The following is a 15,218-nucleotide window of genomic DNA, read 5'->3' on the forward strand; positions in this document are numbered from 1 at the left end:
GGACTTGGCAGCAAAGCTCGCGCGGTGAGGGCCGAATCGTACCCGCAGGCGTCCGTTCGCGCCCCTTGCGGTCGATTCATCGCAGCGCCGGCAACATGCGGCGCGGGCCGTGGCAAGATCCACCCCGTTCATCAAAACCAAGGCAACCCTCCACCATGGCTGACGCTCCTTCCGCACCACTGGGTCAATTGAAGATTGACCGCCAGGCCTCGACCAGCAAATCAAAGCGCCCGCGCAAGACCTGGCCCTGGGTGCTCGGTGGTGCAGTGGCCTTGGGTGCAGCGGCGATGGTGCTGATGCCGGCCAAGCCCGAGGTGCAAGCCAGCACGGTGCTGCAAAGCTATCCCTCGCAGCAATACTTGCAGCTGACGGCCTCCGGCTACGTGGTCGCGCAGCGCCGTGCAGCCGTCGCGTCCAAGGGCAGCGGCCGGCTGATCGAGCTGACCGTGCGCGAAGGCAGCCTGCTCAAGAAAGGCGATCTGATCGCCCGGCTCGACGCCAGCGATGTGCAGGCCTCGATCGGCACAGCCTTGGCGGGTGTGCGGCAAGCCGAAGCCGGCCTGCGCCAAGCCCAGGCGCAAGCGCAACAGGCCGGCGTCGAGCTGGGCAATGCCGAGGCCGAAATGCAGCGCAGCAAGAGCCTGCAAGCGCAAGGCTTTGTCTCAGCGCAAGCCTTGGACGCCAACCAGCGCCGACTCGACGCCGCCCGTGCCGGCATGGCCGCCGCGCAAGCCAGCGTCGGGCAGGCACAGGCCAGCCAAGGCCAAGCGCAGGCGCTGCTGGCGGTGCAAAATGTCAATCGCGAGTACACCGAGATCCGCGCCCCGTTTGATGGCGTGGTGCTGAACAAGAACGCCAATGTCGGCGACATGATCTCGCCCTTCTCGAATGCGGCGGGTTCGCAAGGCGCGGTCGTCACCATGGCCGATATGAGCACGCTGGAGGTCGAGGCCGATGTGTCCGAAGGCAGCCTGGCCAAGGCGACCAAGGGGCAGCCGGTCGAAATCACATTGGACGCATTGCCCGAGATGCGCTTCACCGGCCAGGTCGCCGGCATTGTGCCGACGGTGGACCGCGCCAAGGCGACGGTGATGACCAAGATCCGCTTTGACCAGCTCGACCCGCGCATCCTGCCGGAGATGAGCGCCAAGGTCAGCTTCCTGTCCAAGGCGCCGACACCGGCCGAGCAGCAGCCGGTCTTGGCCGTCAACCCGAAAACGTTGCTGGAAAAAGACGGCAAACAGTGGCTGCTGCGCATCAAGCGCGAGGGCGAGAAGGAGTTGCTGGAGGCGGTCGAAGTCAAGGTCGGCCGCAAGCTCGGCGATGTCGTCGAAGTGACGGGCGCCGTCAAATCGGGCGATCGCATCGTGCTGGCGCCCAGCGCCAAGCTCAAAGACGGCGGCCAAGTGACGCTGGCGGCGAAGTAAGCCATGAGCGAACATGAAACCCTGATTCGCATCCGCGATCTGTCCAAGTCTTACGAGCGCGGCGGTCAGGAAATTCCGGTGCTGCTGGACATCCAGCTCGATGTGGAGGCGGGCGACTTTGTTGCCTTGATGGGCCCCAGCGGCTCGGGCAAGAGCACCTTGCTGAATCTGATTGCCGGCATCGATCAACCCAGCAGCGGCCGTATCGAAATCGGCGGCATCGACATCGCCACACTCAGTGAAGCACAACTGGCCAATTGGCGCGCCGCCCATGTCGGCTTCATCTTCCAGTTCTACAACCTGCTGCCGGTGCTGACCGCGTTCGAGAACATCGAGCTGCCCTTGTTGTTGACAAATTTGTCGGCCAAGCAGCGCCGAGAACACACCTTGGCGGCGCTGGAGATGGTCAAGCTATCCGATCGAATGGATCATTACCCGAATGAACTCTCGGGCGGCCAGCAGCAGCGGGTGGCGATTGCCCGCGCGCTGGTCAGCGACCCGACCCTGATCGTCGCCGATGAGCCCACCGGCGACCTCGACCGCGTCACCGGCTCCGAGGTCTTGGACCTGCTGCAGCAACTCAACCGCGATTTGGGCAAGACCATCGTGATGGTCACCCATGACCCCAAGGCTGCGGCGCGCGCACGCCGCATGGTGCATCTGGAAAAAGGCGTGTTGGTCAGCGAAGCCGAAATGAACGCCCAGGCCTGAAGCCCAAACTAAGCCACCATGTTCCTCTTCAAGCTCCTGCTCAAAAACGCCTTTCGCCACAAGCTGCGCACGCTCCTGACCATGGTCGGTCTGGTGGTGGCGATCTGCGCGTTTGGGCTGCTGCGCACCATCATCAGTGCTTGGTACGCCGGCGTTGAAGGCAGCAGCAGCACGCGCCTGGTGACGCGCAGCGCGATCTCCTTGACCTTCCCGCTGCCGATGAACTATGCGCAGCGGCTCAAAGGCGTGGACGGCGTCAGCAGCATTTCCTGGTCGAACTGGTTCGGCGGCGTGTACCAAACGGAGCGCAATTTCTTCCCGCAGTTTGCCGTCGACCCGGTCAGCTATCTGGCGCTCTACCCCGAGTACCGCTTGTCGGACGCAGAGCGGCTGGCATTTCTGCGCGACCGCCAGGGCGCCATCGTCGGGCGCAAGCTGGCCGATAAATATGGCTGGAAGCTCGGCGACCAGATTCCCATTCGCGGCACCATTTACCCCGGCACCTGGACCTTCACGCTGCGCGGCATCTGGGACGGCGCCGAGGCCAAGACGGACGAGAGCCAGTTGCTGTTTCACTGGGCATTTTTGAACGAGTCGATACGCAAACTGGCGCCCAAGCGCGCCGATTCGGTCGGCGTCTACATCATCGGCATCAAAGACCCGCAAAACGCGGCCTTGATTTCGCAGCGGGTCGACGCCGGCTTCAAGAACTCGCTGGCCGAAACGCTGACCGAGACCGAGTCGGCCTTCCAGCTCAGCTTTGTGTCTATGAGCGAGGCGATTTTGCTGGCGATCGAAGCGGTCAGCTACATCATCGTCATCATCATCATGGCGGTGATGGCCAACACCATGACCATGACCGCGCGCGAGCGCCTGGCCGAATACGCGACGCTAAAGGCCTTGGGCTTTGCGCCCAGCTTTGTCGTCAAGCTCTTGTTCGGCGAGAGCCTCTTGATCGCGCTGCTCGGCGGCCTGGCCGGCCTGCTGCTGACACTGCCGCTGGCGGCAGGCTTTGGCAAGGCCATAGGCACGCTGCTGCCGGCTTTTCATGTCTCGGGCCTGACGATGAGTTTGCAGATGCTGGCGGCCTTGATCGTCGGCGCGGTGGCGGCTGCCTGGCCGGCGTGGAAGATGAGTCGAATTGATATTGTTCAGGGCCTGAGACATGTGGCGTAATCTTCAAGGGCCGAGCGCCGGGCCGCCCCAAGCCGACCCGCATCCCCTCGGGCGATCGACCGGCGTACTCGCCGGGCGAGGGGCCAACATCTCGCCGGCCTGGAAGATGAGTCGGATAGATATTGTTCAGGGGCTGAGGCACGTGGCATGAAAGCGATCCCACTTTCATACATCGCCCGGAATTTATGGGTGCGGCGCGTCACCACCTTGTTGACGGCCGGCGGCATGGCCCTGGTCGTTTACGTGTTTGCCACCGTCTTGATGATGAGCGAAGGCATACGCGCAACGCTGGTGGCGACCGGCCAACCGGACAATGTGATCGCCTTGCGCAAGGGCGCCGGCGCCGAGATCAACAGCGGTGTTGACCGCATCCAGGCCAGCATTCTGGAGAGTCTGCCCGGCATCGCCACCGATGCGAACGGCCAGCCGCTGATCACCAAGGAACCGGTGGTGCTGAACAACCTGCCCAAGCGCGGCAGCGGCAAACCCAGCAATGTGACGGTGCGGGGCACCAGCGAGCGCGGCCTGCAACTGCGCCCACAGGTGCAAATGATCGAGGGCCGGATGTTCCGCCCTGGCACCTCGGAAATCATCACTGGCAAAGCGATTGCACGCGGCTTTCAGGGCGCGGGCTTGGGCGAGACGCTGCGCTTCGCCGGCCGCGACTGGACGGTGGTGGGCGTGTTTGACGCAGGCCGCACCGGCTTTGACTCCGAAATTTGGGGCGACGCCGAGCAAATGCTGCAGGCCTTCCGGCGCGGTGCGTTTTCCAGCGTGGTGTTCCGGCTCGCCGATGCGAGTCAATTTGAAGCACTCAAAGCCAAGCTGGCGGATGACCCGCGGCTGACGGTCGAACTCAAACGCGAGGCGGTGTTTTACGCCGAACAAAGCGAGGCGCTGGCCAAGTTCATCAGCATCCTGGGTACGGCGCTGTCGGTGATTTTTTCGATAGGCGCCATCGTCGGCGCGATGATCACGATGTTTGCGGCGGTGGCTTCGCGCGTGGGCGAGATCGGCACCTTGCGGGCCCTGGGCTTCCAGCGCGGCGCGGTGCTCTTGGCTTTTATGCTGGAGTCGCTGCTGCTGGCCTTGGTCGGCGGCCTGATCGGTTTGGCCGCCGCTTCGCTGATGCAAACGGTCAATATCTCGACCACCAACTTCCAGACCTTCTCGGAACTGGCCTTTCAGTTCAAGCTGACCCCGGCCATCGTCTGGCAAACGCTGCTGTTCTCCTTGTTCATGGGCTTTGTCGGCGGCTTCATCCCGGCTTGGGGCGCGGCGCGGATGAAGATCGTCGATTGTTTGCGGGCGGCATAAAGCCAAGCCAAGCCAAGCTGGCTGACGCGGCCGGACGATGCCACGAAAAACAGGGTTAGCCCCTGGTGACACCCCCCCTGAATGCGGGAGCACCGCCTAGGCTAAACACCCATGGGATGAACGCCTCAAACGTGAACAAATGGGCACTCATTCGGTGGGTCCCAAGGTCCGCGCTTCAGGCTTGTCCTTCAGCCCGCAAGGCCATATCAAACGGCCCAAGTTCCCACCGTCAACCGATTGACCGAGAGGGACTTATTGATGAAGCTTTCCACACCAAGCCGTTTTGGGCTCGCGGCCCTGGCCCTGGCCGCCTCGAGCGTGGCCTTTGCCGATGCACCAAGCATTTACACGCAGGGCTTCGAGAACCTGGCCACCTCCGGCTGGCTGCTGACGAATAACAGCGCGCCAGCGGGCCTGGCCTGGTTCCAGGGCGTGCCCGAGTCGCTGAGCGCGCAGGCCGGCGCCACAGACTCATTTGCGATGGCGACCTATAACAGCGCCCTCAACGGCACTGGCAGCATCGACAACTGGCTGATCAGCCCCGAGATCGCGCTGAACGGCGCCACCGAGCTGAGTTTTTGGGCCCGCACCGAAGACACCGCCGGCTATGCCGACCAGATCAAGGTCTACTTCAGCGCCGGTTCCGCCTCCAACACCGCCAGTTTCACCACGCTGCTGAGCTCGGTCGCGGCCAGCACTGGCGGCTGGACCCAGTACAGCTTGGCATTGCCCAATGCCGCCTCGGGCCGGATTGCCTTTGACTACGCTGTGGCCGACGCCAACAACGCCAATGTGATCGCGATCGACAGCGTCAGCATCACCGCCGCCGTGCCCGAGCCGAGCAGCTATGCCTTGATGGGCCTGGGCTTGTGCGCCGTGGCCTTCGCCCGCCGCAAAGTCCGCGCCCAGTAAGTCGCTTCAACTTAGCGCCCTGCTTTGAAACAAGGAATGACTCCCATGAAAATCAAGATCAGCCCCCTGGCTGCGGCGTTCGCCGTGGTCACCCTGCTGGCCGCGTCGGCCGCATCGGCGGCCACCGTCGCCAAAGACCCGGTCACCGGTGAATTGCGCGCCCCCACCGCAAGCGAAGCCCAGGCCCTGAGCCAGCCCGCCTCCAGCGGACGGGTCGGCGTCAAAGCCGCATCCACAAGCACGCAAGCGCGTGGCCTGTTGACAGGTCGCATCAACCCTCAGCCGGTTCAACATGCCGACGGTTCGGTCGAGCATGAGCTCGATGAAAGCTCGCTGTCCTTCAGCGTCGCCACGCGCAATAGCGACGGCAGCATCAGCCAAGCCTGCGTGACCGGCGCGCAAGCCGCCGACGCCGCCATGAAGGCGCCCGCCAAGACCAATGCCAAGACCGCCAAGGGACACAGCCATGACCTCAAATAAGACGACCTTCTCGACTTCGCTGCGCCACGGCAAGGTCGCCGCTGCGGCCTTGCTGCTGGCGTCCACGCTGGGCCTGTCGCTGCAAGCGCAAGCCGCTGCCACCATCGTCATCAACAACGTCAACGCCGCCGGCGTCGGCTTCAATGACACCACGCCGGCCACTCCCGTGGGCGGCAACACCGGCACCACGCTAGGCCAGCAACGTCTGATCGCCTTCACCCATGCCGCCAATATCTGGGGCGCCACGCTGACCAGCAGCCAGCCTATCGTGATCAATGCGCAGTTCTCTGCCCTGACCTGCACGAGCGCCTCGGCGGTACTGGGCAGCGCCGGCGCGACCTCGGCATTCCGCAATTTTGCCAATGCCCCCAAGGCCAACACGCTGTACTCCTACGCCTTGGCCAACAAGCTGGCCGGGGCTTATCTGGGCACGGCCAACGCTGCACAAATCAGCGCCAACTTCAACAGCAATCTCGGCAACACCGGCTGCCTGGATGGCACATTCTTCTATCTTGGCCTGGACAGCAACCACGGCGCCAATATCGACTTCGTGGTCACGCTCTTGCATGAGATGGGCCATGGCATCGGCTTCCAGACCTTCACCAATGGCCAAACCGGCGCGCAAAACGGCGGCGTCCCGGCGATCTGGGATCACTTCCTGTACGGCAGCACGGCCGGCAAGCTCTGGAAGGACATGACTAACGCCGAACGCGTGGCTTCGGCCATCAGCATCGACAAGCTGGTCTGGACCGGGGCCGGGGTCAATGCCGAGATCCCCAATGTCTTGCGTCTTGGCCTGCCGGCCTTGAGCGTCAGTGGTTCGCAGGCCGGCGCTTTCGCCGGCAACCATGCCGTCGGTGAGGCCTCCTTCGGCCCGGCGGTCGGCACGGTGGCACTGGCTGGCGCGGTGATGCCGGTGACCGAGGCCGGCGGTGCGCTGAGCCAGGCCTGCTCGCCGCTCAGCGCGGCCAATGCACAGGCCGTCAATGGCAATGTGGCGCTGCTCAGCCGCGGCACTTGCGGCTTCGCCGTCAAGGTCAAGAACGCGCAGAACGCAGGTGCCAAGGGCGTGATCGTGGCCGACAACGCGGCCGGTGCCGTCACCGGCATGGGCGGCTCTGACGCCACCGTGACCATCCCCTCGGTGCGCATCACGCAAGCCGATGGCGCTGCCTTGCTGGCTCAGCTGGGCAAGCGCACCCGCACCTCATCGGGTGTGACTGGCGCCTTCAACCTGGTGGGCTCGCAATACTCGGGCGCCGATGCGCTGGGTCGCATGATGATGTTTGCACCCAACCCCTACCAGAGCGGCTCCTCGGTGTCTCACTTTGACACCTCGGCCTTCCGCAACCAGTTGATGGAACCCGCCATCAGCGGCGACCTGACCCAATCGGTGCTGGTACCGAAGGACTTGACCTTCAAGTTGCTGCAGGACATCGGCTGGTAAATTCGGACCGGCTCTGGCCAAGCCCGCTCGCCGGGCTGCTTGGCTCAAACGGCAGGGTGTGTTGAGCACCCTGCCGTTTTTCCTTCTGCGCTTGTTCGCCGCAGCCAGCCTGCGAAGGCAAAGCCCCCGTGCAGTCCACTCGCAAAGGCGACGCCAATGTGTCGCATCAGTGTTTGTACCTAAGGGAAAATCCTGGCGCCCCCACCCCCTGAACCCCCGCGTTCAGGGGGGCGCACCCAAGACTGCATCTCGATACGCTGTTGATTCACACAAACCGGTGCTGCTCGGCAGTATTGGCAACACCCTGAGTGCTGATGGCGTTTGCCGGACTTTGGCCGGGCGACGCAACGACGCGGGTCCGGCTCTGCGCAAACGAAGCCGGCCAATTCGGGCCTGTCGGCCCTTTGTCCTCTGAGGAGTTTCCGTCCATGAGCAAAACTCAAACCGCGATGCAGCATCGCTTCGCGTTTTTGGCCCTCGCCGTGATGGCTTTGGTCGCCTCGCAAGCGCAGGCCCAGGTCGCCAAGCCCTACTTCGAGTTCAAGAAACCAAAGATGATTGCCATCGACGGCGATCTGTCCCATGACATCAATGGCCTCGCGGCGCCGGTCAGCAACCCAAGCGGCGCCTATGTTTTCGGCTTCGAGGGCGTCAGCCAATACGACGGCTCCTTCTTCGGTCGCAACTTCATCCCGCCAGACACGATTGGCGCTGTGGGTGCAAGCCAGTACATGGCAACGACCAACGGCGCCTACGCGGTCTTTAACAAGACCACCGGGGTGCGCACCTCGCTGGTTTCTGACGTCGCCTTTTGGGCCGCCGCCGGGCAAACCGGCGCCAATGGTGATTCGCGGGTCATGTACAGCGCATCCGCCAATCGCTGGATTGCGATGTCCTTCGGAGCCAATGCCAAGGACCTGCAAATCGCTGTGTCCAATACCTCCGACGCGCTGGGCGGCTGGCAGTCGACCAAGTTTGAGGGCTATGGCGGCCTTGGCTTTGGCGCCACGGCCGACTACCCCACTTTGGCAATGGATCGCAATGCGGTCTATATCGGCACCAACAACTTCGCACCTGCATCGTCTGGCGGCACCAACAGCTTCCGTGGCACCACGATGAACGTGATTCCACTCGACAGCTTGTTCAGCGCCGGCGCACCGACGACCAGCAATATGAAGCAATTTGTCACGCCCTATGTGAACGGCTCGGGCAGCAATGTTGACCGTGGCTTTGCGCAACAAGGGGTCAACAGCTCATCGGCAGGCTCCACCGGCAAGGTAGTGGCCACGTCTTTGTTCGACTATGACACCCGCACCTTCAATGTCACTGGGCTCTCGTCCTCGTCAGCCACCGGATCTGCTGTGACCGCGTCGGTCGGAATTGGGGAAAAAGCCTTTGAAAGCCCCAGTCCCGCGCATCAGCCTTCGGCCGCCATTGCCGCCAACCGGGCCGTTGTGGACGCAGGCGACGAGCGCATCAGCAGCGCCGTTTACGAAGCCAACGGCCGCATTTACATGGTCAAAACGGTCGACCCCGTCGCCAATGGCGTGGCCGACAATTCGCGCATTCGCTACACGGTGCTCGACGCCAACACCAACGCCATTCTTGACGAAGGCGATATCGGCCAAGCCGGCTATGACTACTACCAAGGCTCGATTGCCGTCAATGAACTCGGCCAGGTTGTGATCGGCTACAACCGCTCCGGCCTTGACGCTGCCACCGGCAAGATCAGCTTCATGGGTCAATCCTTCAACACGGCCGCCAATGGTCATTTGGTGTCTCAAAGTGGCGAGCTCTTGCTCAAGGAAAGCCTGGTTGACGACTATCACAACGGCAGTTTGTTTGGACAAGCGGCGGCTGGGCGCCAGCGCTGGGGGGACTACAGCTCGGTCTCGGTGGACCCGACCGACTCCAGCAAGTTCTACCTGATCGGCGAGTTTGCACGTGAGTACAACAATGCTGACGGCGGCCATCCTGGCGGCACCGGCGGCTCGCGTTGGGGCACGTGGATTGCGGTGATTGATGCCAACGTGGCGGCGGTTCCTGAGCCCAGCAGCTGGCTGATGCTGGTTTGCGGCATCAGTGCAGTCGGCTTTGTTGCCCATCGGCGCCGTCGCAACGAGAGCCTTGCTGCCTAAAGGCGGCGACGAATCCCTTCAAAGACCTGCCGGCGCGGATCGGGTTGGTGCCCGATCCGCGCTTTTTTTGGAGTGGCTCCAGCGATGGTTTCTCAACTGCCCGGGGCAGCGCCTGCGGTCTGGACATTGGACGGGCTCTGGGGCGGCGACCGCCTGCAATTGACGATCGACGTCCTGGGCGCTCGGCTTGAAACAGATGGCGCCAGCGGTAGCTTCAGCGCCCCCTTGCGCGTCGCCAAGGACGGCCGCTTTGTGGCCGCCGGACACTTCAGCCAGCACCAGCCCGGGCCCGATCTTGCCGACGCAGTACCCGCCACTGCCGCCACCGACCGAGCCAGCTTCGCTGGCGAAATTGCGCCCGACGGCTTGACCATGTCCCTGTCAATTCAAAGCGCGGCCTCTGCCGCGCCGCAGATCTTCTGCCTGCGCAAAGGCGTCAAGGTCAAGCTGATTCGCTGCCTTTGAGGCCGTGCCGAGCCCGTGCGCGAGTCAGCGCAAGGGCCAAGCTCCAGCTCAGCACAAAACCACCGAACAGCGCCCAGATGGCCCAAGCTTCATGGCCATGGGCATGACTCATCGCCAGCCACAGCGCGGCCAACTTAATCAGCAGCCAAAACAGGCGCGCGAACAAGTCCAAGAGACTTTCGGGGTGAAGATCTGGGTGCCGAGGCTCGAGCACGGGCTCGGCGCCATGCTCGGGCGCGGTCGCATCGAAGCGCGCAATCAGCAGACCGAGAGCGGCTCCCGCCGCCAAACAAGCGAGCCAGGATTCGCCGTGCAGCAAAGTCAAACCCAGCAGCGCCGCGCCGCTGCCCCAGGCCAGCCCATAGACCCAAACGGGCCGGCCACTCGCACCCTCTCCCTCTGCCTCTGCGTCTGCTTCTACCTCTTCATGTTCAGTCTCCAAATAGCCTTCATGCGCAGACAAAAAACTATCCGCCGCCGCCGACAAAATCATCCCGGCCGTGCCCAGCACGACGCCCAATTCGGCCAGGCGAGCCGTCGTCATCACCCACGCCAAGGGAAAGATCAAGGCGCCGCCTAGAAAGCAGAGGTAATAGAAGGAACGGCGAGCAAAGGAATGAGGGCTGTGCACGATGGCGGCCCAGACCGCAGCGAAATACAGGCCCGACAACAAGCCCACCAAGACCTCGATGACCAACTCCGCCACCTTGGGCGGCTCGAACAGGGGCGACAACTCTGTCGCAGCGACCCAGGCATGCAGGCCGACGCCGTAAAAGGATTCACTTTGCCCGCGCAGCAGGAATTGGTCACCGGTGCCCCATTTGCCACCCAACAAGACCAGGCGCCCGGCCAAGGCATCGGGCTTGAGCAGCGCTTGGCTGAAGTTCAGGCTTTCGACCGCAGCCGGGCGAATCACACGCAACTCGGGGCCATGGGCCGAATCGCGCGCACCAAGACAGGCCGCATGCCAGTCCTTGGCTTCACTGCGCTGGGCTTGTACCGGCTCACGGCTCAACTCGGCCGCCGCCACACCCAAGGGGGTCAGGCCTTGCCCGCGGTCGAAGTAGAGGCCGTTCTCACTCAGATCGGGCGAAGCGAATTGAACCTCGCTGCCAAACAGCGCCAGCCAGTCTTGATCCAAGGCGCCGGGGTCGCCACCCGTATAGCCTTGCGGGCAGACCATCACCAACTGCGTCAGGCGCGATAGTTTTTGCAAGCTCTCGAACAAGCGGCGCCGCGCCGGCCATTCATCCGGCGCGGCCGGCGACAAGTCGAGATCGATCGCCAGCACCTTGGGCGGCGCGCTCTGCAGCGCATCGAACAATTCGCGCAGCTTGTCCGGGTCGAGCGGCGAGCGCTGCTGAAAGATATTGCGATGCTCGGCATCGTCAATGCCGATGACCGAAATGCAGTCCAAGGTCCTTCCCGCGCACACAGGCGGCAACTTGTCCGCATGGCCCAGCCGCGCCAGCAAGCTCATCTGCACATTGGCGTCAACGAACTCGCGCACGCCGGTCTCGAAAGGCTTCAGGCAAAGCGCGACGATGGCCGACATCATCACCGTGCCAATGACGCGCGCGCCCCAGAGCGACCAGAATTTGTCCGGCACGCGTAAAAGCAACAAAAGGCTGTGCAGTCGCTGCTGTAAACGGCCCGTCAGGCCCGAAGGTGAAGATTTCATCTTGATAACCCGGTTCAATGCCGGCACTATGCCACTGTGCCGTAGAAACTCGCGTTTACGCCCCAAGAACAGCGCGGCACAGCATCAGCCGTCTGCAACACTAGGATCCACGAATGCATCGTCATCAGTCTTGTCTCCCTACCTCATTATTTCGACGGGCCAGCCGGCTGGTGCCAGCCCTCATGCTCGGCGGCCTGCTTGGTGGTTGCCTGGCGACCGTGAACACGGCGGTCAACGACATGGGTCAGTCCTTGAGCGACGCAGTCGCGCCCAAGATCACTTTCTTGCTGCCGCCCAAGAATGCCGACGCAGGTAGCTTGAGATCGGTCTTGATTTTGTCGGACGGCAACGAAGTCTCGGCCCATATCGCAATGGACCTGGAAAGCGCGATGAGCAAGCTGCGTATCGCAGAGCGGCCGTTTTACAGCAAGGTGCAGATGGGTGGCCGCATTGGCGGCGTGCCGTCCGACGCGCAATTGGCCGATCTGGCCGCAAAAGCGGGCGCCGAGGCGCTGGTCTTGGTCACCGGCGGCGTCAGCGAAGTGCGCACCGCCAACTCGACCGAAGAGCGCAGCACCTGCGCGGTGCAAACCAAGTTCTTGAAGGCCTGCCCGAAGGAGCAGGTGCGCAGCACACGCGTCACTTGCACCGACACGCGCGGCCTGGCCGCCGCCCGCATCAAGGTGTTCCGCAGCAGCGACAAGCGCAGCGTCTTCACCGACAGCGTCGGCGGCGAGAGCGCGCAGCGTCTGTGCTCCGACGAGACCAATGTGGCACGCGTCGACCCCAAGCAATTGACTGCCAATGCGGTGCAGAACACCGGCGCCAATGTGATGCGGGTGCTGGCGCCGTCCTATGAGCTGCGGCCGCTTGACTTGATGAGTGCCGATGCCGGCCTGCCGGCTGCGCAGCGCAAGGACTTTGACGCGGCCGTCAAGTTCGCCGAGGCCAAACGCATGGACGAGGCTTGCCGGCGTTTCGAGGAGCTCTACCTTGATCACAAAGAGTCACCGGCGCTGACCTTCAACAATGCTTTTTGTGCCGAAGTGCGCGGCGACCTGCTGCGCGCCTCCCAAGGCTACCGGCGCGCGTCCGAGCTGATCAACGCGCCTAACTCGCAAATAGACCGGCGTATTGCGGTCACCGAAAAAGCCATTCGCGAGAACCCGGTTGCGTTCATGCCGGCCGATCTGGCCGGCGCGCAACTGAGCAAAGCGCCCGCCATCAAGGGCGATGGCCGGCGTGTCGCCCTGGTGATCGGCAATGCGCGCTATCAGCGCAGCGCGCTGGTCAACCCTGTCAATGATGCCCGCCTGGTGGGCGACAAGCTGACGCGTATCGGCTTTGATGTACTGACCTTGGAGAATGTCGATTCGGCCCGCTTCGCCACTGCCACGCGCGACTTCGCCAAACGCGCCAAGGGCGCCGACATCGCCTTGTTCTACTACGCCGGCCACGCCATCCAGGCCGACGGCGAGAACTTCCTGATGCCGGTGGACAACGCCAAGATGCGCTCGATCGACGATGTGCGCGATCAAGGCAGCGTGCAGCTGGCCGACATCGTGGCCCAGCTGGAGGTGGCCGCGCCCGCCGTCAAGCTCTTGATCATCGACGCTTGCCGCGACAACCCGCTGCCCGCCACCAGCCGCAGCCTGGCCGGCGGCGGCCTGGCCGACATCAAGCAGGTGCCACAAGGCGGCTTGATCGCTTTTGCCACCTCACCCGGCAGCACCGCCGAGGACGGCACGGCCCGCAACAGCGTCTTCAGCAAGCATTTCGCGGCGCAGCTCAGCGTGCCTAACCAGAATATCGAGCAGGTCTTCAAGAAAGTGCGCGAGGCCGTCAAGGCGGAAACCAAGAACAAGCAGGTGCCCATGGAGAAAAGCGACTTGATCGGTGACGTGTTCCTGGTGCGCGCCAAATGAGGCGGGCCAGCACTCAGCGCCTATTGGCCACCCTGGTCTTGAGCCTGCCGGCGCTGGCCAGCGCCTCGGCCTGCCTGTACAAGGGCGCCGACGCCACCGCGCGCGTCATCAACCGCTCGGGCGAAATCACCACGCCCTTCCCCGAACCCCTGTCTTCGCCGGACTGCCGGCGCCTGCGCGTCGCCACCGGCGAGGTAGCGGTGTATGCACTCGCAGGCACGCAAACCTCGCCCGAGATGCGGCGGGTCAGCAGCGGCGCCTTGATCGTCGGCGCCGGCAATGCGCCGACTGAAGCCGGTGGCGTGCCGCAGCTGATGCAGCAGATCAAGAGCGTCTTGGACGGTGGCCAGCGCCTGCGCAGCGGCTCCTCACGAGGCGCCAATGAGGACTACATCCTGACGGCCATCCCAAGCGGACGCTTGGCCGAACCGCAGGCCGATTTGCTGGTGCCGCTGGGCCAGGCGGCCGATGCCGATCTGGCCAGCTTCGAGTTGAGCCTGAACGGCAAAGTCGTGCACCGCCAGCAAGGTCCGGCGCAAGAGCTGCGCCTGCCGGCCGCGCAACTCAAGCGCGGCAACACGCTGCAATGGGCGCTCAATTACGCCGGCCAGCGTCATCAGGGGCAGATCGTGGTCGAAGACCCAGCCTTGCTCGCGCAGCGCAAGCAAGATTTACTGCAGCTCAGCCAGGGCGAGCCTGATCCGCTGCTGCGCCAGCTGCGTTTGGCCGCTGCGCTGGTGGATGAGGGGCAGGTCTGGGCCGCACGCGAGATCATTCGAGCCAGTTTGACACCCTAGGGACGCTGCGGGCTGGCGGGTCGTCGGCAGGGGCAGGCTCGGCAAAAGCTTGCCAGCCGGCCTCGGCTGAGCGAGTATGAGGGCATGAAATCATCATCCCCCAACACTTTGTACCGCCTGCTCGGCTTGAGCAGCCTGATCAGCCTGCTGATCGTCAACGCTGCTTGCGCAGAGCACCCCATGAGCAATGCCAACCCCAACCCCAAAGCCGAAGTCAAGGCCGATATCCAGGCTGGCAGCAAGGCAGCAGCAGCGGCAAGGTCAGAGCCGGCCAGCCTTGGCCTGTGGCGACAGATCCAGGCCGAAATCGGCGACGCCGCCTGCGATGGTCCCCAGCAATGCCACAGCATCGCCATTGGCGCCAAATCATGCGGTGGGCCGGACAGTTATATGGCTTGGTCCAGCAAGCACACCGATGGCCAGAAGCTGCGCAGCCTGGTCGAGCAACATGCGGCGGCGCGCAAGGCGGAGAACCAGGCCTCGGACATGCGGTCGGATTGCCGCGTCGTTACCGATCCAGGTGCGCGCTGCGTGCCGAGCCCCAAGGGTCAAGGGATGGTCTGCGCCCTGAATGAGCGCGGCAGCGGCGGCGGGTCGGCGATCTGACTTGGCGATCTGGTTTGGCTTGCGCGATGCGCGAACAAAAAAAGGGCTGCATGTCGTACATGCAGCCCTTCTACTTTGGACGCCGGGTTTTGGCTTGAGGTGAGCGCTTGGCCCACCCCAGTCGACCCCGCTTGCC

13 protein-coding genes are annotated in these 15,218 nt (G+C 63.6%); 12 read left to right on the top strand and 1 reads right to left on the bottom strand.

Features of this window, described 5'->3' with window-relative positions; all coding sequences use genetic code 11:
* The first annotated feature begins 155 nt into the window (after positions 1–155).
* From LNV09_RS05795 to LNV09_RS05835, 9 genes are all read left to right on the top strand, one after another.
* Positions 156–1,427, top strand: coding sequence for an efflux RND transporter periplasmic adaptor subunit (locus LNV09_RS05795; protein WP_263556132.1), 1,272 nt, complete (start codon positions 156–158; stop codon positions 1,425–1,427).
* A 3-nt stretch (positions 1,428–1,430) separates the two neighbouring features.
* Positions 1,431–2,138: an ABC transporter ATP-binding protein gene (locus LNV09_RS05800; protein ID WP_263556133.1), complete on the top strand. Its 708-nt coding sequence runs from the start codon at positions 1,431–1,433 to the stop codon at positions 2,136–2,138.
* A gap of 18 nt (positions 2,139–2,156) precedes the next feature.
* Complete coding sequence (locus tag LNV09_RS05805) at positions 2,157–3,314, top strand: ABC transporter permease (RefSeq protein WP_263556134.1); 1,158 nt, start codon at positions 2,157–2,159, stop codon at positions 3,312–3,314.
* A gap of 147 nt (positions 3,315–3,461) precedes the next feature.
* Positions 3,462–4,631, top strand: a complete 1,170-nt coding sequence (locus tag LNV09_RS05810) for an ABC transporter permease (RefSeq protein ID WP_263556135.1) — start codon at positions 3,462–3,464, stop codon at positions 4,629–4,631.
* A 258-nt stretch (positions 4,632–4,889) separates the two neighbouring features.
* On the top strand, positions 4,890–5,543 hold the full coding sequence (locus LNV09_RS05815) for a choice-of-anchor J family PEP-CTERM protein (RefSeq protein WP_263556136.1): 654 nt from the start codon (positions 4,890–4,892) through the stop codon (positions 5,541–5,543).
* A 45-nt stretch (positions 5,544–5,588) separates the two neighbouring features.
* Positions 5,589–6,023 carry a post-PEP-CTERM-1 domain-containing protein gene (locus LNV09_RS05820; protein ID WP_263556137.1) on the top strand — a complete coding sequence of 145 codons (435 nt, stop codon included), beginning with the start codon at positions 5,589–5,591 and terminating at the stop codon, positions 6,021–6,023.
* A complete protein-coding gene (locus LNV09_RS05825; RefSeq protein ID WP_263556138.1) occupies positions 6,010–7,470 on the top strand; it encodes a PA domain-containing protein in 1,461 nt (486 codons plus the stop codon). Before LNV09_RS05820 ends, LNV09_RS05825 begins: the two co-directional genes overlap by 14 nt.
* 428 nt (positions 7,471–7,898) lie before the next feature.
* Positions 7,899–9,608: a PEP-CTERM sorting domain-containing protein gene (locus tag LNV09_RS05830; RefSeq protein ID WP_263556139.1), complete on the top strand. Its 1,710-nt coding sequence runs from the start codon at positions 7,899–7,901 to the stop codon at positions 9,606–9,608.
* 84 nt (positions 9,609–9,692) lie between these two features.
* Positions 9,693–10,073 carry a hypothetical protein gene (locus LNV09_RS05835; RefSeq protein ID WP_263556140.1) on the top strand — a complete coding sequence of 127 codons (381 nt, stop codon included), beginning with the start codon at positions 9,693–9,695 and terminating at the stop codon, positions 10,071–10,073.
* Here LNV09_RS05835 and LNV09_RS05840 read toward each other — a convergent pair.
* The gene (locus LNV09_RS05840) at positions 10,051–11,754 is read right to left on the bottom strand and encodes a CHASE2 domain-containing protein (RefSeq protein ID WP_263556141.1); all 1,704 of its coding nucleotides are present in this window, start codon (positions 11,752–11,754) and stop codon (positions 10,051–10,053) included. The genes LNV09_RS05835 and LNV09_RS05840 overlap by 23 nt on opposite strands.
* A 182-nt stretch (positions 11,755–11,936) precedes the next feature.
* On the opposite strand from LNV09_RS05840, the gene LNV09_RS05845 reads away from it, so the two are divergent.
* The 3 genes from LNV09_RS05845 (at position 11,937) to LNV09_RS05855 (ending at position 15,082) form a co-directional block, all read left to right on the top strand.
* Complete coding sequence (locus tag LNV09_RS05845; RefSeq protein ID WP_263556142.1) at positions 11,937–13,679, top strand: caspase family protein; 1,743 nt, start codon at positions 11,937–11,939, stop codon at positions 13,677–13,679.
* On the top strand, positions 13,676–14,476 hold the full coding sequence (locus LNV09_RS05850; RefSeq protein WP_263556143.1) for a hypothetical protein: 801 nt from the start codon (positions 13,676–13,678) through the stop codon (positions 14,474–14,476). Before LNV09_RS05845 ends, LNV09_RS05850 begins: the two co-directional genes overlap by 4 nt.
* Positions 14,477–14,560: 84 nt before the next feature.
* Complete coding sequence (locus LNV09_RS05855) at positions 14,561–15,082, top strand: hypothetical protein (RefSeq protein WP_263556144.1); 522 nt, start codon at positions 14,561–14,563, stop codon at positions 15,080–15,082.
* Positions 15,083–15,218: the final 136 nt, after the last annotated feature.

The organism is Paucibacter sp. B2R-40, assembly GCF_025717555.1.
GTDB lineage: Bacteria > Pseudomonadota > Gammaproteobacteria > Burkholderiales > Burkholderiaceae_C > Paucibacter_A.

What these genes read in the sequence shown, in the direction of transcription:
- LNV09_RS05825 (WP_263556138.1), top strand. Translation starts at nt 6,010, where the DNA reads ATGACCTCAAATAAGACGACCTTCTCGACTTCGCTGCGCCACGGCAAG.
- LNV09_RS05840 (WP_263556141.1), bottom strand. Translation starts at nt 11,754, where the DNA reads ATGAAATCTTCACCTTCGGGCCTGACGGGCCGTTTACAGCAGCGACTG.
- LNV09_RS05815 (WP_263556136.1), top strand. Translation starts at nt 4,890, where the DNA reads ATGAAGCTTTCCACACCAAGCCGTTTTGGGCTCGCGGCCCTGGCCCTG.
- LNV09_RS05845 (WP_263556142.1), top strand. Translation starts at nt 11,937, where the DNA reads ATGCTCGGCGGCCTGCTTGGTGGTTGCCTGGCGACCGTGAACACGGCG.
- LNV09_RS05820 (WP_263556137.1), top strand. Translation starts at nt 5,589, where the DNA reads ATGAAAATCAAGATCAGCCCCCTGGCTGCGGCGTTCGCCGTGGTCACC.
- LNV09_RS05800 (WP_263556133.1), top strand. Translation starts at nt 1,431, where the DNA reads ATGAGCGAACATGAAACCCTGATTCGCATCCGCGATCTGTCCAAGTCT.
- LNV09_RS05830 (WP_263556139.1), top strand. Translation starts at nt 7,899, where the DNA reads ATGAGCAAAACTCAAACCGCGATGCAGCATCGCTTCGCGTTTTTGGCC.
- LNV09_RS05810 (WP_263556135.1), top strand. Translation starts at nt 3,462, where the DNA reads ATGAAAGCGATCCCACTTTCATACATCGCCCGGAATTTATGGGTGCGG.
- LNV09_RS05805 (WP_263556134.1), top strand. Translation starts at nt 2,157, where the DNA reads ATGTTCCTCTTCAAGCTCCTGCTCAAAAACGCCTTTCGCCACAAGCTG.
- LNV09_RS05835 (WP_263556140.1), top strand. Translation starts at nt 9,693, where the DNA reads ATGGTTTCTCAACTGCCCGGGGCAGCGCCTGCGGTCTGGACATTGGAC.
- LNV09_RS05850 (WP_263556143.1), top strand. Translation starts at nt 13,676, where the DNA reads ATGAGGCGGGCCAGCACTCAGCGCCTATTGGCCACCCTGGTCTTGAGC.
- LNV09_RS05795 (WP_263556132.1), top strand. Translation starts at nt 156, where the DNA reads ATGGCTGACGCTCCTTCCGCACCACTGGGTCAATTGAAGATTGACCGC.
- LNV09_RS05855 (WP_263556144.1), top strand. Translation starts at nt 14,561, where the DNA reads ATGAAATCATCATCCCCCAACACTTTGTACCGCCTGCTCGGCTTGAGC.